Annotated in this window: 17 protein-coding genes; 12 read left to right on the forward strand and 5 right to left on the reverse strand. The window is 64.9% G+C overall.

Annotation, left to right across the window (positions count from 1 at the left end):
- The first annotated feature begins 52 nt into the window (after positions 1-52).
- The 4 genes from hisS to FJ967_RS04695 all read left to right on the forward strand — a co-directional run bounded on the left by hisS (position 53) and on the right by FJ967_RS04695 (position 5,481).
- Entirely contained in the window at positions 53-1,558 is a 1,506-nt protein-coding gene (hisS, locus tag FJ967_RS04680) for a histidine--tRNA ligase (RefSeq protein ID WP_140730529.1), read from the forward strand.
- A gap of 259 nt (positions 1,559-1,817) precedes the next feature.
- Positions 1,818-2,939 carry an ATP phosphoribosyltransferase regulatory subunit gene (locus FJ967_RS04685; RefSeq protein ID WP_140730530.1) on the forward strand — a complete coding sequence of 374 codons (1,122 nt, stop codon included), beginning with the start codon at positions 1,818-1,820 and terminating at the stop codon, positions 2,937-2,939.
- Positions 2,936-3,634 carry an ATP phosphoribosyltransferase gene (hisG, locus tag FJ967_RS04690; RefSeq protein ID WP_140730531.1) on the forward strand — a complete coding sequence of 233 codons (699 nt, stop codon included), beginning with the start codon at positions 2,936-2,938 and terminating at the stop codon, positions 3,632-3,634. The genes FJ967_RS04685 and hisG overlap by 4 nt, the downstream gene beginning before the upstream one ends.
- A 74-nt stretch (positions 3,635-3,708) precedes the next feature.
- Positions 3,709-5,481 carry an AMP-binding protein gene (locus FJ967_RS04695; protein WP_140730532.1) on the forward strand — a complete coding sequence of 591 codons (1,773 nt, stop codon included), beginning with the start codon at positions 3,709-3,711 and terminating at the stop codon, positions 5,479-5,481.
- Positions 5,482-5,488: 7 nt separating this feature from the next.
- Here FJ967_RS04695 and FJ967_RS04700 read toward each other — a convergent pair whose 3' ends face one another.
- Positions 5,489-7,033, reverse strand: a complete 1,545-nt coding sequence (locus FJ967_RS04700) for an alpha/beta hydrolase (RefSeq protein WP_140730533.1) — start codon at positions 7,031-7,033, stop codon at positions 5,489-5,491.
- 201 nt (positions 7,034-7,234) lie between these two features.
- Here FJ967_RS04700 and FJ967_RS04705 point away from each other — a divergent pair, with 201 nt between their 5' ends.
- Positions 7,235-7,876, forward strand: a complete 642-nt coding sequence (locus FJ967_RS04705) for a class I SAM-dependent methyltransferase (protein WP_140730534.1) — start codon at positions 7,235-7,237, stop codon at positions 7,874-7,876.
- A gap of 142 nt (positions 7,877-8,018) precedes the next feature.
- Positions 8,019-8,993, forward strand: a complete 975-nt coding sequence (locus tag FJ967_RS04710) for a nucleoside hydrolase (protein WP_140730535.1) — start codon at positions 8,019-8,021, stop codon at positions 8,991-8,993.
- Between the two features lie 63 nt (positions 8,994-9,056).
- Here FJ967_RS04710 and FJ967_RS04715 read toward each other — a convergent pair whose 3' ends face one another.
- Positions 9,057-9,734 carry a TetR/AcrR family transcriptional regulator gene (locus FJ967_RS04715; RefSeq protein WP_140730536.1) on the reverse strand — a complete coding sequence of 226 codons (678 nt, stop codon included), beginning with the start codon at positions 9,732-9,734 and terminating at the stop codon, positions 9,057-9,059.
- Positions 9,735-9,837: 103 nt separating this feature from the next.
- Positions 9,838-10,782, reverse strand: a complete 945-nt coding sequence (locus tag FJ967_RS04720) for a nucleoside hydrolase (protein ID WP_140730537.1) — start codon at positions 10,780-10,782, stop codon at positions 9,838-9,840.
- A gap of 103 nt (positions 10,783-10,885) precedes the next feature.
- Here FJ967_RS04720 and FJ967_RS04725 point away from each other — a divergent pair, with 103 nt between their 5' ends.
- The 4 genes from FJ967_RS04725 to FJ967_RS04740 all read left to right on the forward strand — a co-directional run bounded on the left by FJ967_RS04725 (position 10,886) and on the right by FJ967_RS04740 (position 14,642).
- Entirely contained in the window at positions 10,886-11,896 is a 1,011-nt protein-coding gene (locus FJ967_RS04725; protein ID WP_140730538.1) for a 2OG-Fe(II) oxygenase family protein, read from the forward strand.
- An 86-nt stretch (positions 11,897-11,982) separates the two neighbouring features.
- The gene (locus FJ967_RS04730) at positions 11,983-12,840 is read left to right on the forward strand and encodes an ABC transporter substrate-binding protein (RefSeq protein ID WP_140730539.1); all 858 of its coding nucleotides are present in this window, start codon (positions 11,983-11,985) and stop codon (positions 12,838-12,840) included.
- A gap of 57 nt (positions 12,841-12,897) precedes the next feature.
- Complete coding sequence (locus tag FJ967_RS04735; RefSeq protein WP_140730540.1) at positions 12,898-13,839, forward strand: amino acid ABC transporter permease; 942 nt, start codon at positions 12,898-12,900, stop codon at positions 13,837-13,839.
- Positions 13,836-14,642 carry an amino acid ABC transporter ATP-binding protein gene (locus FJ967_RS04740; protein ID WP_140730541.1) on the forward strand — a complete coding sequence of 269 codons (807 nt, stop codon included), beginning with the start codon at positions 13,836-13,838 and terminating at the stop codon, positions 14,640-14,642. The genes FJ967_RS04735 and FJ967_RS04740 overlap by 4 nt, the downstream gene beginning before the upstream one ends.
- A 9-nt stretch (positions 14,643-14,651) precedes the next feature.
- On the opposite strand, the gene FJ967_RS04745 is transcribed toward FJ967_RS04740, so the two are convergent.
- Positions 14,652-15,560 (reverse strand): hydrogen peroxide-inducible genes activator, encoded by a 909-nt coding sequence (locus FJ967_RS04745; RefSeq protein WP_140730542.1) that lies wholly within the window; start codon positions 15,558-15,560, stop codon positions 14,652-14,654.
- 162 nt (positions 15,561-15,722) lie between these two features.
- Between FJ967_RS04745 and katG the strand changes: the two genes are divergently transcribed.
- Positions 15,723-17,921 (forward strand): catalase/peroxidase HPI, encoded by a 2,199-nt coding sequence (katG, locus tag FJ967_RS04750; protein WP_140730543.1) that lies wholly within the window; start codon positions 15,723-15,725, stop codon positions 17,919-17,921.
- Positions 17,922-17,995: 74 nt separating this feature from the next.
- On the opposite strand, the gene FJ967_RS04755 is transcribed toward katG, so the two are convergent.
- Positions 17,996-18,673, reverse strand: a complete 678-nt coding sequence (locus tag FJ967_RS04755; protein WP_140730544.1) for an MIP family channel protein — start codon at positions 18,671-18,673, stop codon at positions 17,996-17,998.
- A gap of 317 nt (positions 18,674-18,990) precedes the next feature.
- Here FJ967_RS04755 and FJ967_RS04760 point away from each other — a divergent pair, with 317 nt between their 5' ends.
- Positions 18,991-20,280: an RsmB/NOP family class I SAM-dependent RNA methyltransferase gene (locus tag FJ967_RS04760; RefSeq protein WP_140730545.1), complete on the forward strand. Its 1,290-nt coding sequence runs from the start codon at positions 18,991-18,993 to the stop codon at positions 20,278-20,280.
- Positions 20,281-20,324 lie beyond the last annotated feature (44 nt).

Raw genomic sequence — 20,324 nt, forward strand, 5'->3', positions numbered from 1 at the left:
GACGGGAGATTTCTCGTCCACGCAAAGCCACGAAACTCCGGGTGCTCATCTCATGGCCGACAAATCGGAAAAGACGAAAGCGCGGCTGCCGCGCGGGTTTACCGACCGCAGCGCCGAGGACATCCGCGCCGTCGAGAAGATGATGGCGACGATCCGTTCGGTGTACGAGCTTTACGGTTTCGAACCGGCCGACCAGCCGCTGATCGAATACACCGATGCGCTGGGCAAATTCCTACCTGACCAGGACCGGCCGAACGAAGGCGTGTTTTCCTTTCAGGATGACGACGACCAGTGGCTGTCGCTGCGCTACGATCTGACGGCGCCGACCGCGCGCTTTGTCGCCGAGAATTTCGAGCGCCTGCCCAAGCCCTATCGCAGCTATCGCTCCGGCTGGGTGTTCCGCAACGAGAAGCCCGGCCCCGGCCGCTTCCGCCAGTTCATGCAGTTCGACGCCGACACGATCGGCACGCCGGGCGTCGCGGCGGACGCCGAGATGGCGATGATGATGGCCGATGTCATGGAAGCGCTCGGCATCAAGCGCGGCGACTACGTCATCCGCGTCAACAACCGCAAGGTGCTGGACGGCGTGCTCGAAGCCATCGGCCTTGGCGGCGAGGAAAATGCCGGCCGCCGGCTGACGGTGTTGCGCGCCATCGATAAGCTCGACAAGCTTGGCCCGGAAGGCGTGAAGCTTCTGCTTGGCCCCGGGCGCTGGGATGGCGGCAAGGAAGGCGAGGGCGATTTCGCCAAGGGCGCAGGGCTTGATGAGGCGCAAGCCCAGGCGGTTCTTCTGGCGACGGCGCGCAACGCGCAGGCCGGCCAGGATGCCAGAGTCAGCGGGAACGCGGTCTACCAGGAAGGCGTCGGCGAACTCGCGACCATCGAGGCCCTGGTCAGGGCCGCCGGATATGCCGAGGATCGCGTCGCCATGGATCGTTCCGTCGTGCGCGGCCTCGAATACTACACCGGCCCGGTCTTCGAGGCCGAACTGCTGGCCGAAATCCCTAACGAGGACGGCCAGATCGTGCGTTTCGGCTCGGTCGGTGGCGGCGGACGCTATGATGGCCTGGTTTCCCGCTTTCGTGGCGAGCCGGTGCCGGCGACAGGCTTCTCCATCGGTGTCTCCAGGCTGATGACGGCGCTCAAGAACCTTGGCAAGCTCGACAGCGCCGACGTGATCGCGCCGGCCGTCGTGCTGGTGATGGACAAGGATACGGAAAGCCTCGGCCTTTATCAGAAGATGGTTTCGCAACTGCGCGCCGCCGGCATCCGCTCCGAAATGTATCTGGGTGGTGCCGGCATGAAGGCGCAGCTGAAATACGCAGACCGTCGCGGCTGCCCGGTTGCCGTGATCCAGGGCGGCGACGAGCGTGCCAAGGGCGAGGTGCAGATCAAGGACCTGATCGAAGGCGCCCGCATGTCGGCCGAGATCACCGACAACGCCGAATGGCGCGCCGCGCGGCCGGCGCAGGTGACGGTGGCGGAGGGCGAACTGGTTGCCGAGGTGCGGAAGATCCTGGCGGCGCAGGCGGCAGACCGCGCGAAAGGTGGCGCTTGAGCCCCCGTCTCTGGCCTGCCGGACCCGGCCCTTCGCTGTCGCTCCGGGCGTTCGGCATTCGGAAAGCCAAGCAATTGGCTTCCCGTCCGCTTCGCGGACCTCTCCTCACCCCCCTCAAGGGGGGAGATCAGCAGCTTCAAGCACTGCGCTCTTTCTGCAACGCGGCAGATTGGCGAAAGCGTTCGCGACATCCAATCTCCCCCCTCGAGGGGGAGATGTCCGGCAGGACAGAGAGGGGGGCCTCGCGCCCAACCTATCCATGACCTCCCGCTACCCCGCCATCTCAGCCGATATCACCAGCCTCTTCGCGGCCCGCAACACCCACGCGGTCGAGGTTGCCGTGCTACAGCCGGCCGACCCGTTTCTCGACATGGCCGGCGAGGATCTGCGCCGCCGCATCTTCCTCACCGAAAGCGAGACCGGGCAGACCTTGTGCCTGCGGCCGGAATTCACCATTCCCGTCTGCCTCGACCACATTGCCAGCCAGGCTGGCACGCCGCGCCGCTACTCCTATCTCGGCGAGGTGTTTCGCCAGCGCCGCGAGGGCGGCAACGAGTTCTTCCAGGCCGGCATCGAGGATCTCGGCGACCGCGACACGGCTGAAGCCGATGCCCGCTCGGTGGCCGACGCGCATGCGCTGCTGTCGCTTGTGCTGCCGGGCCAGGCTCTGGCAGTCACGCTCGGCGACCAGGGTATTTTCGAGGCGGTGCTGGCGGCGCTCGGCCTGCCGCGCGGCTGGCGCATGCGGCTGGCGCGAGCTTTCGGCTCGGCGCCGATGCTGGAGGCGGCACTTGCCGATCTCGCCAATCCGCCGCGCAACGGCCAACTCTCCGGCGATGTCGCGGCGCTGGTCCTTGATGGCGACTTGGACGGTCTTTCCCAACACATTGCCGGCGGCATGGAGCAGGCTGGCCTCTCCGCATCGGCCGGGCGCGCGCCATCGGACATTGGGCGGCGGCTGATCGAAAAGGCCGAGTTGCGCAGCGTACGGCTGTCGAATGAGGCTTTCGCGGCGCTGAAGGGTTTTCTGGCGATCGATGTCCCTCTGGATGGCGCAGCGCTGGCGCTGGAGTCTTTCGCCGCCGGCGCCGGGCTTTCCTTGGGGGCGGCGCTGGAAAAATTCGCGGCCCGCGCCAGGGCGATCAAGGCACACGGCTTGCCCTCGGGACAAATCCGCTACGATGCGGCCTTCGGCCGTCCGCTCGACTATTACACCGGTCTGGTTTTCGAAATCGTGGCGCGGGATGGCGAGCGCGCCCTGGCCGGCGGCGGCCGCTACGACAGGTTGCTGACGCTGCTCGGCGCCAAGACCGCGATCCCCGGTGTCGGCTTCTCGGTATGGCTCGACCGCATCGAGGCGTTGCGGGAGACGGCATCATGATCACGCTGGCGATCCCGTCGAAGGGCCGGCTCAAGGAGCAGGCGCTGGAGGTGCTGGCCAAGGCTGGCCTTGCCGTCAGCCTGCCTGGCGACGAGCGCAAATATCACGCCCGCGTCGAGAGCCTGGACAATGTCGAGGTCGCCTTCCTGTCGGCTTCCGAAATAGCTGGAGAAATCGGGCAGGGCGCGGTCGATCTCGGCATCACCGGCGAGGATCTGGTGCGCGAAAACCTTGCCAACTGGGAAGCGCGCGTCGAGATCGTCGCCCGCCTCGGTTTCGGCCATGCCGATGTCGTGGTCGCGGTGCCTGAAATCTGGCTCGACGTCGACACCATGGCCGATCTCGACGATGTTGCCGCCGATTTCCGTCAGCGCCACGGCCGGCGGCTGAGGATCGCCACCAAATACTGGCGGCTGACGCAGCAATTCTTTTCGCTCAAGCACGGCATCCAGGTCTATCGCATCGTCGAGAGTCTCGGCGCCACCGAGGGCGCGCCGGCGGCCGGCCTTGCCGACGTCATCGTCGACATCACCTCGTCAGGCTCGACGCTGCGCGCCAACCATCTCAAGGTGCTGGGCGATGGTGTCGTCCTGAAGTCGCAGGCCTGTCTGGTGGCCTCGAAGAAGGATCGTTCCACCACCGATGAGGCGCTCTTGCGCGACATAGCAGCGAAGATGATGGCGGCGGTCGGATAGCTCCACGACCATCGGCGGGATTTCCACGATCCCGGCAGGCTGATAGGCTCGACCCGTGCTGGGAGGAGACAGCGATGCCGGTCAATCTCGACGAGTTGAAGAACGCCACCAATCTGCGCGGACGCGGCGCGCGCGCCGGCATTGTCTTTGTCGCGCCTGTGGACGGCAAGGCGCATGTTTCGGGCGAACGCAAGGTGCCGTTGCTGGAGCAGACCATTCCAGCCCTGTTCTCCGACACCGTCAGCAAATACGGAACGCTCGATGCCGCCGTTTTCGTCGGCCAGGATAAGCGCTTCACCTGGAGCGAACTGTCGGACACGGTCGATGCGCTGGCCGCCGGCTTCCTGGCGCTCGGCCTCAAAAAGGGCGACCGCGTCGGCATCTGGTCGCCCAACCGCTGGGAATGGCTGGTGACGCAGTTCGCCACCGCCCGCATCGGCCTGATCCTGGTCAACATCAACCCGGCCTACCGGCTGACCGAACTGGAATATGCCTTGAACAAGGTCGGCTGCAAGGCGCTGGTGACGGCGGCGAGCTTCAAGACCTCGGACTATCTCGGCATGATCGGGACGCTGGCGCCCGAGATCGCCACCGCGACGCCGGGCAGACTGAAGGCCGCCAAGTTGCCGGCGCTCAGGATCGTCATTCGCATGGGCGAGGAGAACTCGCCAGGCATGTTCAATTTCGGCGACGTGCTGGCGATGGCCGGCCGCGACGAGCATGACAGCCTCGACCGGATTTCCGAGAGCTTGAAGCCGGGCGATGCGATCAACATCCAGTTCACCTCCGGCACGACAGGCGCGCCCAAGGGTGCGACGCTCACCCATCTCAACATCGTCAACAACGGCAATTTCGTCACCTCGGCCATCAAGCTCACCGTCGACGACCGGCTCTGCATTCCGGTGCCGCTCTACCATTGCTTCGGCATGTCGATGGGCACGATGGGCTGCGTCACCAAGGGCGCGACCATGGTTTTCCCTTGCGAGGGCTTCGATCCCGGCCTGACGCTGGAGGCGATCACGCAGGAGCGTTGCACCGGCCTCTACGGCGTCCCCACCATGTTCGTCGGCATGCTCGACCATGCTGATTTCTCGAGCTTCGATCTCTCCAGCCTGCGCACCGGCATCATGGCCGGCTCGCCATGCCCCATCGAGGTGATGAAGAAGGTGGTGTCGCTGATGCATATGTCGGAGGTGACAATCGCCTATGGCATGACCGAGACCAGCCCCGTCTCGTTCCAGAGCGGCACCGACGATCCGGTGGAAAAGCGCGTCTCGACCGTCGGGCGCATCCATCCGCATGTCGAGGTCAAGGCGGTCGATGCCGATGGCGCAACGGTTGCCGTCGGCGCGCCGGGCGAGCTTTGCACGCGCGGCTATTCGGTGATGAAGGGCTATTGGGACGACGACGAAAAGACCCGCGAGGCGATCGACGCCGACGGCTGGATGCACACGGGCGACCTCGCCACCATCGACGCCGAGGGTTATTGCAACATCGTCGGCCGCGTCAAGGACATGGTCATCCGCGGCGGCGAGAACGTTTATCCCAGAGAGGTCGAGGAATTCCTCTACCGCCATCCCAAGATCAAGGAGGTGCAGGTCTTCGGCATTCCCGACGCCAAATATGGCGAGGAACTGTGCGCCTGGATCGTGCTGAAGCCCGGTCAGCTCGCCACCGAACAGGAAATCAAAACCTTCTGCGCCGGCCAGATCGCCCACTACAAGGTGCCGCGCCATATCCGCTTCCGCGCTGAATTGCCGATGACGGTGACCGGCAAGCCGCAGAAGTTTTTGATGCGTCAGGCAATGGTGGAGGAACTCGGGCTGGTGGCGCAGAAAACGGCTTGAGGCAGGACTACCGGGGCCGCGCCAACGCGCCGATGCTGTCGAGCAGCAACTGACGGTCGCCGACCCAGAACCAGTGGTCGTCGCCTTCGACCTCGATGAATCGCGCGCCTGGAATCCTGGACGCCAGGAACCGCCCGGCCTCGATGCGCACGGCGCGGTCACCGGAGCGGTGGACAACAATCGTCGGGGCCGAGACTTTTGCCAGGAGGTGACGGACATCGGCGTCCCGTAGCGCCTCCAGCAGCCCCGCGACCGCGCCCGGACTGGAGGCTGCCCTGAGCAAACCGGCCCACCAGATCCTCGCCTGGCGGTCGTCGCCAAGGCTCGGGGCGAAAGTCTCGATTTCCGCCGGGCCGCCCCAGCCAGCCAGCAGCCGTTGCTTCCAGAGGTCGTATTGCGCGACGGTCAATGCGTAGGGATAGTCGGCCGCGCGGCTGCCTTTGGCGAGCGAGCCCCAAAGGACGAGGCCGCTCAGGCGATCGGGATGGTCCACGGCAAAGCGGATACAGCCCGGCCCGCCCTCCGAAGCACCGACCAGCAGGGCCCGGCGGCTGCCGGCCGCGTCCATGACCGCCAGAATATCCTGCGCCGTCGCCTCGACGGTGGGACGGGCGCCGACGCGGTCGGAAAGCCCCATGCCACGCCGGTCGAAGAGGATCAGGCGACCCAGGCGCGAAACCGCGGTCAGCCAGGCGCGGCAGCTCGGGTCTTCCCAGATGCGCTCGACATGCGAAATGAAGCCGGGAACAAGCACGATGTCGACCGGGCCCTTGCCGACGATCTGGTACGCGATGTGGATGCCGCCCACCGCGACATAGCGCGTCCTGGGCACCTCCAGGGCCGCGTCTTGCACTGGGCCGCGCAGCATGGCGAGCGTGGCGGGGTCCGGCGCCACGCCGAGTTCATCGCGCAAGAGCCGGATGCACGTCTCGATCTGCCGCTCGGCCGCCGCCTTGTCTCCGGTCGCCAGATGGGCACGGATCAAATGGCGGTGCGCGCTTTCGCTCAAGGGATCGAGTGCCGTCAGCCGTGTCGCATGAACGACCGCGCCGCGCGGCTCACCGCCGGCGATCTTGGCTTCGACGAGCCGCTCCAGCGCCTGCACCAGCCGGCCGCGCAACGTCTCCCGCCGGAAGAAGACCCATTCCTCGAATTGCGGACAGTCCGGTAGTGAGAAGCCGGCGAGATAGTCGTCCCTGTAGATCCCGGCTGCTTCATCGAGAGAGCCGGAATCGCACGCATGCTCGAAAACCCTGGTGTCGAGTTCGGCGGTCAGTGCCGGGTGCAGGCTGAGGGCGTCGCCTTTGGCGGCGATGATCTCGCGGCCAAAGGCGATGCGGATTTTGTGCAATGTGCGCCGCAGGCGTGCGCGGGCGGCCTGCTCGTCGGTTTCGGGCCACAAAAGCGTGGCGGCGACCTCGCGCGCCACCGGTCCACTCGCCTCGGCGAGATAGATGAGAAGCGCCGCCGCCTTGCGCAGGGCAAGCTCCACTCGCCGGCCGTTCAAGTGGAACTCCGGAAAACCCAGGAATCGGAACTCCAATTGTTCCATCGATGCGCACACGGCCATCCAGGGGACGTTGAGGGGACGCCGGCCTTCTATCCAATCCCACGACACCGGGCCGACCGGCCCGATCAGAAAACTCCCTTGGAGCGAGAAATGTCACGGGTCAATACTCTCAACCGCTATCGCACGTCCGGATCCGTTGCCGGCGGCCGCGCCGCTGCCGACACAGGGCAAGGAGGCTGAGATATGTGCCAATCCTGCCTTTCCTGGTACGCGCGTTGCGTCGCGCCATACATCGTCCACGCCGGCTGTTCGGCAAACGCGTTCGCTGACATGCGAAAGCGCATGATTCCGCGGGCAGCGGGCTTTGTCGTCGAAGTGGGCTTCGGGTCAGGGCTCAACCTGCCATATTACGACGTCGGCAAGGTGAAGCGGTTGGTCGGCATCGATCCCGACGGCACGATGCTGGGCCTGGCCGAACCGAAGAGCCGCTCCGTGCCGTTCGATGTCGACTGTATCAGGGCCAGCGGTGAAAGGCTGCCCTTGGCCGACAGCTTCGCCGACACGGTGGTCGTCACCTATGCCTTCTGCACCATTCCCGACCCTGAGGCCGCACTGACCGAAATCCGGCGCGTCCTGAAGTCCACGGGCCGGTTGATCTTCATCGAGCACGGTCAGGCCGAAGGAACGCGTTGCCGCAAATGGCAGGAACGCCTGAACCTGGTATGGGGTCGGTTCGCCGGCGGCTGTCACCTCAACCGCGATCCATTGCAACTGATCCGTGCGGCGGGCCTGCATGTCGTCGAAGCGGAGCGCGACCGGTTCCGGCTGCCCTTCTGGCAGTTGGGAAGTCACCATGCAGGCATCGCGATTCCCGGGACGGGGTGACTGGCCTGGTCGCCTCCTGCAACCGTCGACCGGTAAAAGGCACTGTACTGCATTCGCTTCCACGACGAATGACCCGAACTTGACTGTGCGGGCGTGGCGGTCTCTTGTTCCCGAGGATCAGGCCGACAGTGGAGGTGTCATCATGGAAAAGATCATCCTGGATTGCGACCCCGGGCATGACGACGCCATCGCCATTCTTCTGGCGGCAGGCAATCCGAACATCGATCTCCTCGGCATCACGACGGTTTCGGGTAACCACAATGTCGAGAACACCACGCGCAATGCGCTGGCCACCTGCACCGCCTATGGCATCAAGGTGCCGGTGGCGAAGGGCTCTCCGGGCCCACTGATCAGCGATCAGGTGCTGGCGGTCGAAATTCACGGCGATACCGGGCTCGACGGCCCGGTGTTGCCGCCTGCTTCCTTCGAACTCGACAAGCGGCATGCCGTCGACTTCATCATCGACACGGTCATGGCGCACGAGCCGAAGACCGTGACGCTGGTGCCGGTCGGCCCCTACACCAACATCGCGCTCGCTGCCCGCAAGGACCCCCGCATCATCGAACGGGTGAAGCGGGTCGTCGCGATGGGCGGGGCCTATACCAGGGGCAACATCACGCCGGCGGCCGAGTTCAACATCTATGGCGACCCGGAGGCGGCCGACGTGGTGTTCCGCGCCGCCTGGGACGTCACCATGGTCGGGCTCGACCTGACGCACCAGGCGCTGGCCACGCCGGAGCTGCAGGACAGGGTGCGCGCCGTCGGCGGCCCGATCGCCAAGTTCATCCTCGATATCTGGGAGTTCATAGCGACCACGCATGGCGGCCTGCTGCAGATCGAGTACCCCGCCGTCCACGATGCGTGCTGCGTCGCGGCCATGATAGACCCGACCGTCTTCACCACCGAGAAGGCCGATATCCGTGTGGAAATCGCCGGCCGGTGGACCAAGGGCATGACGGTCTGCAATTTCGAGAAGATGGGCGGCATGCACCATTTCGGCGGCACCGCAAGCGAGCAGCTCAACTTCCGCCACAACGTGGCGATGAAGCTCGATCATGCGAAGTTCTGCGACCTGATCGTCGATGCGCTGGAGCGCCTTGCCAGACAAAAGGCGTGATCGGCGCCTTCTCCCGGCGAACCGGCGCGAACAGCACGATCTCGGCAAAATCGGCTTCTTTCGTCACCGTTGCCGCCCGCCCTTGATCTCCGACGGCCGCGGCGCCGTCCCTCGCTCCTGCACCAGCGGCCCGAGCAGCACCTCGCCGAACAGCGGCTGGTAGCTCCTGCGCACCGCCGGATCCTCCTTGAAGGACAGCGCGTACTGACCGATCTGGTGGAAATAGGTGATGCGCGCGCGCACCAGGCTTTCATCCGGCGGATAGCCCATGGCGCGGAACGAGCGGATCAAAAGCTCGATGCGCAGATCGTCGATATCCTTGACCTCCTGCGCCAGCTTCTTCGATGTTCGCGACCAGTCGCGCACGGCCAGATCAAGCAGCGGACTGAACGGCGCCTCGTCGACCCAGACATGCACGATGTCGGTGAAGAACTGCAGGCCATCCGGGTCGTGCGTCTCGCGCATCGCCCAGAACGGCTGGCAATTGATGTCCCGCCATTCCTGCAGCAGGCCGTCGCGAAGATCGGCCAGGCTGGTGAAATGGAAGTAGAAGCTGCCGCGGGTCACCTTGAACTGCTTGGCGAGGCGGTCGATCTTGACCTCGCCGATGCCGTGTTTCTCCAGCACCTTGCGTGCCGCCGCGATCCAGGCCTCGCGGCTCAGCGTCTGCCGCGCCGTTTTCGCGGGCGCGGCGGCCTTGGACGGTCTCTTGCCTCTGGCAGGGGCGCTGTCCGCTTTCATGTGGTCAAGACCTTCATCGCCATGCCCAATGCCTGCAATCCGTTTGCCGGCTCCGATGCGCTTCGCGACTCTTCGAGTGTCCATCTATCGCGGAACACCGGGCTCAGGGCAATGCGCTGATCCGCTCAAGCATGAGTTCGAAGAACGGCGCCGGATCGATGCGCCGCAGCACGTTGCAGTTCTTGCGCCGTCCGGTCACGTGCCACCAGTCGACGACGGTCATGCCGATCGTCTCCGGCGAGACGATGTCGACCGTCACGGCGCACTGGCGCTGCTCGTAGACCTGCGGCGCCAGCAGATAGCCGGTGACGCAGGCGTCGTGGATCGGGCGCGCCGGCGTCTCGAACTTGTGGGTGCCGTACTGGCGGTAGAAGTCGGCGAGGTTCGCGGCCTCGATCGCGGCGCGGCTGCCGGTGGCGCGCAGGCGGTCGAGCCATTCCGGGGTCATCAGCGCGGTGTAGGTGCAGTCGATACCCGCCATGGTCACCGGCGCGCCGCTGTCGAACACCTTGTGCGCGGCATGCGGGTCGACGAAGATGTTGAACTCGGCGGCAGGCGTGGCGTTGCCGCCCTGGAAGAACCCGCCGCCCATCAGCACCACCTCCCGCAGGCGCGGCACGATCCTCGGCTCCATGGTCATGGCCATGGCCAGATTGGTCATCGGCCCGAGCGTGCAGACGGTCAGTTCGCCTTCGGGCGCATCCATGATCGTGCGCACCATGTAGTTGACCGCATGTTCGCCTTGCAGCGGCGTCGCCGGCTCGGGCAGGTCGGCACCGTCGAGACCGGTTTCGCCATGGACATATTCGGCCGTGATCAGCTTGCGCACCATCGGCGCCGGGCACCCGGCGTAGACAGGCACATCAGGCCGTCCGGCGAGTTCCACGACCTTCAGCGCGTTCTTCGATGTCAGCGCGAGCGGCACGTTGCCGCCGACCGTTGTGATACCGACCACGTCGAGCTCGGCTGGCGACCCCAGTGCGAAGAGGATGGCGAAGGCGTCGTCCTGGCCCGGATCGGTGTCTATGATGATCTTGCGTGGTGCCATGATGCCGCGTCCTTCCGTTTGCGATCGAAAGCCTATTGATGAGGCCGTTCGGATGTGTAGAAATACAGTACTGTATCTTATGTTCAAGACAGGGTGTCCGAAAATGAATGCACAAGAGCGCGGCGATTTTTCCAAAATTCCGATCCTCGACGTTTCGGCTCTCTACGGCGACGACGAAGGCGCGATCCGGGCGACGGCCGCGACGCTGCGCCGCTATCTCGAGACGATCGGCTTCCTCTATGTCACCGGCCACCCCATTGCGCGCGCCGATGTCGAAGCGGTGCGCGAAGCCTCCAAGCGCTTCTTCGCCCTGCCCGAGGAGGAAAAGGCTAAGCTCAAGATCGACAGGAATTTCCGCGGCTTCCTGCCCTTTGCCGGCTCGACCATCGTCACCTCGTCGGTGGCGACCGTCAGCAAGCCGAACCAGAGCGAATCGATCTTCTTCATGCACGAGGTCGGCGCGGACGATCCGCGCGCCTTGGCCGACAAGCCGCTGCAAGGCCCGAACCAGTGGCCCGATGAGGCGGCTCTTGCCGGGTTCCGCGAAACGATCGAGCGCTATGTCGAGGAGATGGGCACGCTCGCCCGCAAGATGGTGCGCGCCATCGCGCTCTCGCTCGGCCTGCCCTCCGACAGTCTCGATCGCTATTTCGAGCAACCGACGACCTTCCTGCGGCTGTTGCACTATCCCACCCAGCCGCAGGAGGAGGGGCTGTTCGGCTCGGCGCCGCACACCGATTACGGGTTCATAACGCTGCTGGCGCAGGACAATGTCGGCGGCCTTGAGGTCAAGAACAAGGCTGGCGACTGGGTTCCCGCGCCTCCGGTTCCGGATTCCTTCGTCATGAATGTCGGCGACATACTGGCGCGCTGGTCGAACGACCAGTTCGTCTCGACGCCGCACCGCGTCATCAACCGCTCCGGACGCGAGCGCTATTCGCAGCCCTTCTTCTTCGACCCCTCGATGGACGAGACGATCGAAGCACTGCCGGTCTGCGTGCCGGCCGGCACCCAGCCGAAATACGAGCCGGTGCTCTATGGTGATTATCTGATGGAGCGCATCGACAAGAACTATCACTACCGCAAGAAGGCCGCGCAAGCCGCCGCCTCGTAAGGCATGCCAGGCTCTCGCCGGCTTGAACCGGGCCGGCGCGGGCTTGCTGGAAATACCGCAAACAAGCACAAGAAAGGGGAACAGCAATGAACAGATATCTGAAAATGACCGGCTTCGCGCTGGCAATTTCCGCCACCGTCTGGAGCGGGGTCTCCAAGGCCGCGGACATAACGAAATCGGCTGAGGTCAAGCAGAGCGGAACGCTCGCCGTCGCCAACACGCTGGACTTCGCGCCGTTCGAATATCTCGATGCCGACGGCAAGCAGACCGGCATCATCATCGAACTCGCCGGCGAAGTGGCCAAACTCGTCGACGCCAAGCTCGATATCCAGCGCACGCCGTTCCCGTCGATGATCCCCGGCCTTGCCGCCGGCCGTTTCAAGATCGCCTGGGAGACGTTCTCGGCCACGCCGGAGCGACTGAAGCAGGTCGATTTCATCATGTTTCTCAAGGCTGGCCTCGCCGTCTCGACGTCGCCGGACAAAAAGGCCAGCTTCAGCGGCGACACCCCGCTCTGCGGCAAGCGCATCGGCGTCTCGGCCGGCAGCGCCTCGGATTTCCTGGTCGACAAGCTCGGCAAGGACTGCACCGACAAGGGGCAGCCGGCCATCGCGAAGTCGGTGTTCAATTCTTCGACCGATATCGTCCAGGCCGTACTCTCGGATCGCGTCGACGCGCGTATGGACGATGCCACCGCATCGAGCTATTTCGAGGTGACGAGCAAGGGCCAGCTGGTGGTGCTGCCGACGCTTTACGAGGTGGCGCCGCTCGGCATGGCGATTGCCAAGGACGACAAGGAAACCGCCGGCATGATGGTGGCCGCACTTGCCGAGCTGTTCAAGAACGGCACGTACAAGGCTATCCTGGAAAAGTACGGCATGGGCGCCTATACGATCAAGGAACCCTATTTCGTCGGGACCATGGACGCGCTGCGAGCCGAATAGGGATTATCCGGCGCCTGACCCCTGGCCAGGCGCCGGCCGGAAATCAGGAGACCGTTGATGGGCGTGGCCCACCCGACCGAGATCGGCGTCGAGCCGGGCGCTGCCGCCGCCGTGTCGCGGCTGACCGTCGTGCCGCAGCGCCGCTATGGCATCTGGATCGGCACCGCGCTCGCCTTGCTGCTGGCGTTCCTCATCATCCGCGCCTTCGCCAGCAATCCAGCCTTCGCCTGGGGCACGGCCGCCGGCTACCTGTTCCATCCATCGATCATGCGCGGCCTGGGCAACACGCTGATGCTGACCGTCATCATCATGCTGCTGGGCATCGTGGTCGGCACCGTCATCGCCATCATGCGTGTGTCGCCAAGCCCGGTGCTGCGCGCCTTTTCCGGCGTCTATGTCTGGTTCTTCCGCGGTGTGCCGGCGCTGATCCAGCTGATCTTCTGGTTCAACCTGTCGCTGCTGGTGCGCGAGATCTCGCTCTCGTTGCCGTTTGTCGGCACGCTGTTTTCCGTGCGCACCAATGATTTCATGACGCCGTTCTTCTCCGCCGTCGTCGCGCTTTCGCTGTGCGAGGCCGGCTACATGGCCGAGATCATCCGCGCCGGCATCAAGTCGGTGCCGTCGGGTCAGTCGGAAGCGGCGAGCGCGCTCGGCATGCCCTACCGCATGATCCTGAAGCGCATCACCTTGCCGCAGGCCATGCGCTTCGTGCTGCCGCCGACCGGAAACGAGGCCATCAACCTCCTGAAGATGACATCGCTGGTGACCTTCATCGCCGTCGACGACCTCTTCTACACCGCGCAAAGCATCTATGCGCGCACCTTCGAGACGATCCCGCTGCTGATCGTGGTCGCCTTCTGGTACCTCGCCGTGGTCAGCATCATGTCGGTTGGCCAGCATTTCCTGGAGCGCCATTTCGGCCGCAGCGATGTCAGGCGCGACCCCCTGACGATGCGTGCCCTGCGCAACGCCGTCAGCCTGCGTGGCGTTACCCGATGAGCGATGTCAGGTCCGAAAATCGTGCCCGCTTCGGCGTGCCCGCCAACTCAATGGTGTTCGCGCGCGGCGTGCGCAAGACCTATGGCCAGCTCGAAGTGCTCAAGGGCGTCGACCTCGACGTGCCGGAAGGGTCGGTGGCCTGCATCATCGGCCCTTCGGGATCCGGCAAGAGCACGTTCCTGCGCTGCATCAACCATCTCGAGAAGCTCAGCGGCGGCATCCTGCTCGTCGACAGCCAGTTCGTCGGCTACGACCTCCAGGGCGACAAGCTCTATGAGGTGAAGGACGACCTTCTGTGCCGGCGCCGCGCCGAGATCGGCATGCTGTTCCAGTCCTTCAACCTGTTCTCGCACATGACGGTGATGGAGAATCTGATCGAGGCGCCGACGCAGGTGCGGCGTATCCCGCTGGACCAGGCCAAGGCGGAGGCGGAAGTGCTGCTGCGGCGCGTCGGCCTCGCCGACAAGGTCGATCGTTACCCCCGCGAACTGTCCGGCGGCCAGCAGCAGCGTGTCGCCATCGCGCGCGCCATGGCCATGAAGCCGAAGGTGCTGCTGTTCGATGAGCCGACCTCGGCGCTCGATCCGGAACTGGTCGGCGAAGTGCTGCAGGTGATGCGCGACCTTGCCGAAAGTGGCATGACCATGGTCGTCGTCACCCATGAGATCGGCTTTGCCCGCGAGATCGGCGACCAACTCGTCTTCATGGATGGCGGCGTCATCGTCGAACGCGGCGCGCCGCGCGAGATGATCGCCAATCCGCAATCGCCGCGCACCCGCGAATTCCTGTCCCGGGTTTTGTAGCGCCGGGTCTCACGCGGCCAGCACCGCCGCACCAAGGCCCCGGATGATCTTCGCTAGTTCGACGCACTCGCCGTGGCGGGCATTGTTTCGCCGCCAGGCAAGGCAGATCATGCGCTGCGGCATCGGCTCCTGGAACGGCACGATCTTGAGGTCGGGAATGGTGCCGGCTGGCCCCGCCGCCATTTCGGGGATGAGTGTGACGCCGAGCCCGTGCGCCACCATCTGCAGGAGCGTGGTCAGGCTGGTCGCGCCATAGCTTGCCATCGCCACCGGTCGCACATTGCCGCAGACGGCAAGCGCCTGTTCGCGCAGGCAATGGCCTTCTTCCAGCAGCATCAGTCTTTCCAGCGCCGGGCTCTCGGGTGGAACCGGCGGCGAGGCAAAGGCCGGATCGTCCGACGGCACGGCCAGAAAGAAGCGGTCGGGAAACAGCGCCTCTGTGATCAGTCCCGGATGGTCGAGTGGAAGCGCGGCGACGAAGGCGTCGAGTTTGCGTGACGCCGTATCCTCGACGAGGGAGGTGGTGACCGCCTCGCGCAGTTCGAGCAGCAGGGCCGGGAAGTGCTTCTTCAATTCGGGCAGGGCGCGCGGCAGAAGGTAGGGTGCGACGGTCGGGATGATGCCCAGGCGGAAACGTCCCTCCATGGCTGTGCGGCCGCGCCGCGCCGTCGTTTCGACGTCACGTATGTCAGCCAGTATGCGCTCGATACGCGGCAAGAGGGCGATCGCGTCATCCGTCATGCGCACCGACTTGCCGCCGCGCTCGAACAGCCGGCAGTTCAGCCGCTGCTCCATTTCGGCGATCTGGGAGGATAGCGCCGGTTGGCTGACACCTGCGAGTTTCGCCGCGCGTCCGAAATGCAGCGTCTGGGCCAGCGCGTCGAAATAATGCATCTGGCGAACTGTCAATCCTATCATAAGAAAATCCTATTGAAATAAACAGGAAAGGCAATTTGTTTTTATCGTCCGCGTGGCCTAGTCTGGAATCGTTCCAGATAGGCGTGGGCCGCTGGCGGCCCCCTAAATCTCGGCAAAAATCAACCTCGGCAAAATCAAACCTCGGCAAAATTGGAGTGAGAGATGGACGCGAAAACCGACGACAACAGCGCGGGCAAATGCCCTGTGGCGCATGGGTCCGCCGGCCGGACCAACCGTGACTGGTGGCCGAACCAGCTTGACCTCGGCGTTCTTCACCAGCAGTCGAACCTGTCGGACCCGATGGGCGAGGACTTCGACTATGCCAAGGAATTCGCAAGCCTCGATCTCGATGCGGTCATCAAGGACCTGCACCATGTGATGACTGACTCGCAGGACTGGTGGCCGGCCGATTTCGGCCACTACGGACCGCTCTTCATCCGCATGGCCTGGCACAGCGCCGGCACCTACCGCATCGGTGACGGTCGCGGCGGCGCCGGAGCTGGCCAGCAGCGTTTCGCGCCGCTCAACAGCTGGCCGGACAACGCCAATCTCGACAAGGCGCGCCGCCTGCTCTGGCCGGTCAAGCAGAAATATGGCCGCAGCATTTCCTGGGCCGATCTGTTGATCCTCACCGGCAACGTCGCGCTGGAATCGATGGGTTTCAAGACCTTCGGCTTCGCCGGTGGTCGCGCCGACGTCTGGGAGCCCGAGCAGGACGTGGACTGGGGTTCGGAAACCAAATGGCTCGGCGACGAGCGCTATTCGGGCGACCGTGAGCTTCGGGGCCATCTCGGCGCCGTGCAGATGGGCCTGATCTACGTCAATCCGGAAGGGCCGAACGGCAAGCCCGATCCGCTGGCCTCGGCTCGCGACATCAGGGAAACCTTCGCGCGTATGGCCATGAACGACGAGGAAACCGTGGCGCTGATCGCCGGCGGCCACACTTTCGGCAAGACCCATGGCGCAGGCGATGCCTCGCTGGTCGGTGCCGAGCCCGAAGGCGCCGGCATAGAGGCGCAGGGCCTCGGTTGGTCGAGCAAGCATGCGTCGGGCATTGCCGGCGATGCCATCACATCGGGCCTCGAGGTCACCTGGACGACGACGCCGACCAAGTGGAGCAACAACTTCTTCGACAATCTGTTCAACTATGAATGGGAACTGACGAAGAGCCCGGCCGGCGCCCATCAGTGGACGCCGAAAGGCGGCGCCGGTGCCGGCACGGTGCCGGATGCGCACAATCCGTCGAAGCATCACGCGCCAGCCATGCTGACCACCGATCTGGCGCTGCGTTTCGATCCCGCCTACGAGAAGGTCTCGCGGCGCTTCCACGAGCATCCGGATCAGTTCGCCGACGCTTTTGCCCGTGCCTGGTTCAAGCTGACCCATCGCGACATGGGACCGGTCGTGCGCTATCTCGGCCCGTTGGTGCCGAAGGAAGAGCTGATCTGGCAGGATCCGATCCCGGCGGTCGATCATGAATTGGTCAGCGAGCAGGATATCGCCACGCTGAAAGCCAGGATCCTCGCCTCCGGCCTGTCGGTTTCCGAACTGGTCTCGACGGCCTGGGCTTCGGCTTCGACCTTCCGCAACTCCGACAAGCGCGGTGGCGCCAACGGCGCGCGCATCAGGCTCGCGCCGCAGAAGGACTGGGCTGTCAACGAGCCGGCCGAGTTGGCGAAGGTGCTGGCCAGGCTCGAGGCCATCCAGAAGGAGTTCAATACCGGCGGCAAGAAGGTCTCGCTGGCCGACCTGATCGTGCTCGGCGGTGTTGCCGCGGTCGAGAAGGCCGCGAAGGACGGCGGCAACGACGTGAAGGTGCCGTTCACGCCGGGCCGCATGGACGCCTCGCAGGAACAGACCGACGTCCACTCCTTTGCCGCGCTCGAGCCGAGAATCGATGGCTTCCGCAACTATGTCAGGGGCAAGCAGCCCATGTCGGTCGAAGCCATGCTGGTCGACAGGGCGCAGTTGCTGGGCCTGACGGCGCCGGAGCTGACGGTGCTTGTCGGCGGCCTGCGGGTGCTCGGCGCCAACACGGGCAAGTCCCGGCACGGCGTGCTTACCGACAAGCCCGGCACGCTGACCAACGACTTCTTCGTCAACCTGCTCAGCATGAGCACTGTCTGGGATCCGGCCGCCGGCTCCGAGCCGGGCGCGGCCGAGGTCTACGAGGCGCGCGACCGCAAGACCAAGGCAGTCAAGTGGACCGGCACCCGCGCCGACCTGATCTTCGGCTCGCACGCGCAACTGCGTGCGCTGGCCGAAGTCTACGGTTCGACCGACGCCAAGGCGAAATTCACCAGGGATTTCGTCGCGGCATGGACCAAGGTGATGAACGCGGATCGCTTCGACATCGCCTGATCGCGGCGAAGCTCCCCACCCAAGAAAAAGGCGCGGGCCTGGCCCGCGCCTTTTTTGCGTGAAGGCTTTCGAGATCAGTCCTTTTCGAAGACGCGCGCCTTGGCGACGACGCCGGCAATGGCGCCGCCGATCAGCGGTGCGACGATGAACAGCCAGAGCTGGCTGATCGCGACGCCGCCCGAAAACAGCGCCGGGCCGATGGAGCGCGCCGGATTGACCGAGGTGCCGGTGACCGGGATCATGGCGAAATGGATGCCGGCCAGCGTCAGGCCGATGACCAGCCCGGCAAACGCCGTCGAGTGCTTCTCGGCGGTAACGCCAAGGATAACCGTGACGAAGGTGAAGGTGCCGATCAGTTCCCACAGGAATGCCGAACTCATGCCCCATTTCGTCTCGTCCCAGCCATTGGCGCCGAAGCCGCCGGTGTGGCCGCCGGCCTGGCCCGATACGATGATCCACAATGCCAGGGAGGCCAGGATGGCGCCGATGATCTGCGCGATCCAGTAGGGGATGACGTCCTTTGCCGGCAGCCGGCCGGCGAGGAACACGCCGAGCGTCACAGCGGGGTTGAGATGGGCGCCCGAAATCGGGCCGATCGCATAGGCCGCCGCGATAAGGCCGATGCCGAATGCCAGGCCGATGCCTTCCTGGCCGAGCGGCAGCGCGCCGCCGAAGCCGCCCGTCACCACGGACGCCGTACCGATGAACACCAACAGAAATGTGCCTAGAACTTCCGCCAGATAAGTCTTCATTGCCCTCTCCTCGTGACGATCCGCCGGTCCACGTTTCCTGTGCCGCGAATCATGGCGGCAAGAGTATTCCCAACGGAAAAGCTTGGAAAGCACAGCTGTAGCGCCACATGCCGTGCTTGCGGTCGCGAGTTTTGAACATTAGAGACCTTTCATCTATTGGTTGATCTGCTTTTCCGGGTCGGGGAGTTTTATTGGTCCGCCAGCTCCACCGCCTGGTCGGCATTGCCTGGCCGTTGTGCGGCGGAGCGGGGTTCAATCCGGACGTGAAAGGCTCTAAGAGCAGGCTCTGGGATGTGCTCGATTTGATGGAATGACGAATGCGACTGGGCGGACGGCTGGCTGCGGCCATCGAAGTGCTGGAGGACATCGGTCGGCGTCACCGGCCGGTGGCCGATGCGCTGAAGGATTGGGGCCTGTCCCACCGCTTCGCCGGCGGCGGTGATCGCGCCGCGATCGGCAACATCGTCTACGACGCGCTGCGCCACAAGCGATCCGCGGGCTGGTTGCTGGGCGAGGATACGCCGCGTGCCATCGGCTTCGGCGCGCTGCTGCTCGAATGGAGCCAGACGGCGCAGTCGCTCAATGCCGCGCTCGAAGGCGACAAGTTCGCGCCGCCGCTTCTCAGCGCCACGGAACTCCAGGCCATCGCCGAACGCCGGCTTGCCGAAGCACCGCTTGCGGTTCGCGCCGACATTCCCGATTGGTGCGAAGCACTTTTCGAACGGGCCTTCGGCGAGACATGGGTCGAGGAGGGCGCCGCGCTCGCCACCCGCCCGCCGCTCGACATCCGGGTCAACACGCTGCAGGCCGATCGCGCCAAAGTGCTGGCCGAACTGGCCCAGACAGGTGCCAACGCCTCGGAGATCGTACCCTACGGCATCCGCATCCCACCGATCGACGGCGACGGCAGGCATCCCAACGTCCAGGCCGAGCCGGCTTTCCAGAAGGGCTGGTTCGAGGTCCAGGACGAGGGCTCGCAAATCGCGGCGGCGCTCGCGGGAGCAACGGCCGGCATGCAGGTGCTCGATTTCTGCGCCGGCGCCGGCGGCAAGACGCTGGCGCTGTCGGCGGCGATGGGCAATCACGGTCAAATCTTCGCCCATGATGCCGAAAAGGCGCGGCTGGCGCCGATCTTCGACCGCATTCGCCGCTCGGAAAACCGCAACGTGCAGATCGCCTCCAAGCCGTCCGAGCTTGCCCCGCTCGTCAATCACATGGACATCGTGCTGGTCGATGCGCCCTGCACCGGCAGCGGCACCTGGCGGCGGCGTCCCGACGCCAAATGGCGTCTGACGCAGAGGCAGCTCGACGCCCGCAAGGGCGAACAGTCGGCGATTCTCGATGCCGCGAAGGCCTATGTCAAACCCGGTGGCCTGCTCGTCTACATCACCTGCTCCGTGTTCGACGAGGAGAATGGTGAACAGGTCGCTGCGTTTGGCCGGAGGCATGGCGATTTTGCCCCGCTCGATCATCGCCAGCTCTGGGACAGTCATTTCCCGGGCCATGCCGCGGCGATGCGGATCGGTGGCCTTGGCGGCATCTCGCTTTCGCCGGCGCTGAGCGGCACTGACGGGTTCTACTTCTGCGCCATGCGCCGGAAGAATTGACGCTGCCGTTGACAGGTGACGGCAGCGCCCCAGTTGCAGATGCG

It is taken from the genome of Mesorhizobium sp. B2-3-4, from assembly GCF_006442315.1.
In the GTDB taxonomy this organism is placed as follows: Bacteria; Pseudomonadota; Alphaproteobacteria; order Rhizobiales; family Rhizobiaceae; genus Mesorhizobium.

Bases quoted from the DNA above. Each gene is read 5' to 3' on its own strand.
- hisS (WP_140730529.1), top strand. From the start codon at position 53: ATGGCCGACAAATCGGAAAAGACGAAAGCGCGGCTGCCGCGCGGGTTT.
- FJ967_RS04685 (WP_140730530.1), top strand. From the start codon at position 1,818: ATGACCTCCCGCTACCCCGCCATCTCAGCCGATATCACCAGCCTCTTC.
- hisG (WP_140730531.1), top strand. From the start codon at position 2,936: ATGATCACGCTGGCGATCCCGTCGAAGGGCCGGCTCAAGGAGCAGGCG.
- FJ967_RS04695 (WP_140730532.1), top strand. From the start codon at position 3,709: ATGCCGGTCAATCTCGACGAGTTGAAGAACGCCACCAATCTGCGCGGA.
- FJ967_RS04700 (WP_140730533.1), bottom strand. From the start codon at position 7,033: ATGGAACAATTGGAGTTCCGATTCCTGGGTTTTCCGGAGTTCCACTTG.
- FJ967_RS04705 (WP_140730534.1), top strand. From the start codon at position 7,235: ATGTGCCAATCCTGCCTTTCCTGGTACGCGCGTTGCGTCGCGCCATAC.
- FJ967_RS04710 (WP_140730535.1), top strand. From the start codon at position 8,019: ATGGAAAAGATCATCCTGGATTGCGACCCCGGGCATGACGACGCCATC.
- FJ967_RS04715 (WP_140730536.1), bottom strand. From the start codon at position 9,734: ATGAAAGCGGACAGCGCCCCTGCCAGAGGCAAGAGACCGTCCAAGGCC.
- FJ967_RS04720 (WP_140730537.1), bottom strand. From the start codon at position 10,782: ATGGCACCACGCAAGATCATCATAGACACCGATCCGGGCCAGGACGAC.
- FJ967_RS04725 (WP_140730538.1), top strand. From the start codon at position 10,886: ATGAATGCACAAGAGCGCGGCGATTTTTCCAAAATTCCGATCCTCGAC.
- FJ967_RS04730 (WP_140730539.1), top strand. From the start codon at position 11,983: ATGAACAGATATCTGAAAATGACCGGCTTCGCGCTGGCAATTTCCGCC.
- FJ967_RS04735 (WP_140730540.1), top strand. From the start codon at position 12,898: ATGGGCGTGGCCCACCCGACCGAGATCGGCGTCGAGCCGGGCGCTGCC.
- FJ967_RS04740 (WP_140730541.1), top strand. From the start codon at position 13,836: ATGAGCGATGTCAGGTCCGAAAATCGTGCCCGCTTCGGCGTGCCCGCC.
- FJ967_RS04745 (WP_140730542.1), bottom strand. From the start codon at position 15,560: ATGATAGGATTGACAGTTCGCCAGATGCATTATTTCGACGCGCTGGCC.
- katG (WP_140730543.1), top strand. From the start codon at position 15,723: ATGGACGCGAAAACCGACGACAACAGCGCGGGCAAATGCCCTGTGGCG.
- FJ967_RS04755 (WP_140730544.1), bottom strand. From the start codon at position 18,673: ATGAAGACTTATCTGGCGGAAGTTCTAGGCACATTTCTGTTGGTGTTC.
- FJ967_RS04760 (WP_140730545.1), top strand. From the start codon at position 18,991: ATGCGACTGGGCGGACGGCTGGCTGCGGCCATCGAAGTGCTGGAGGAC.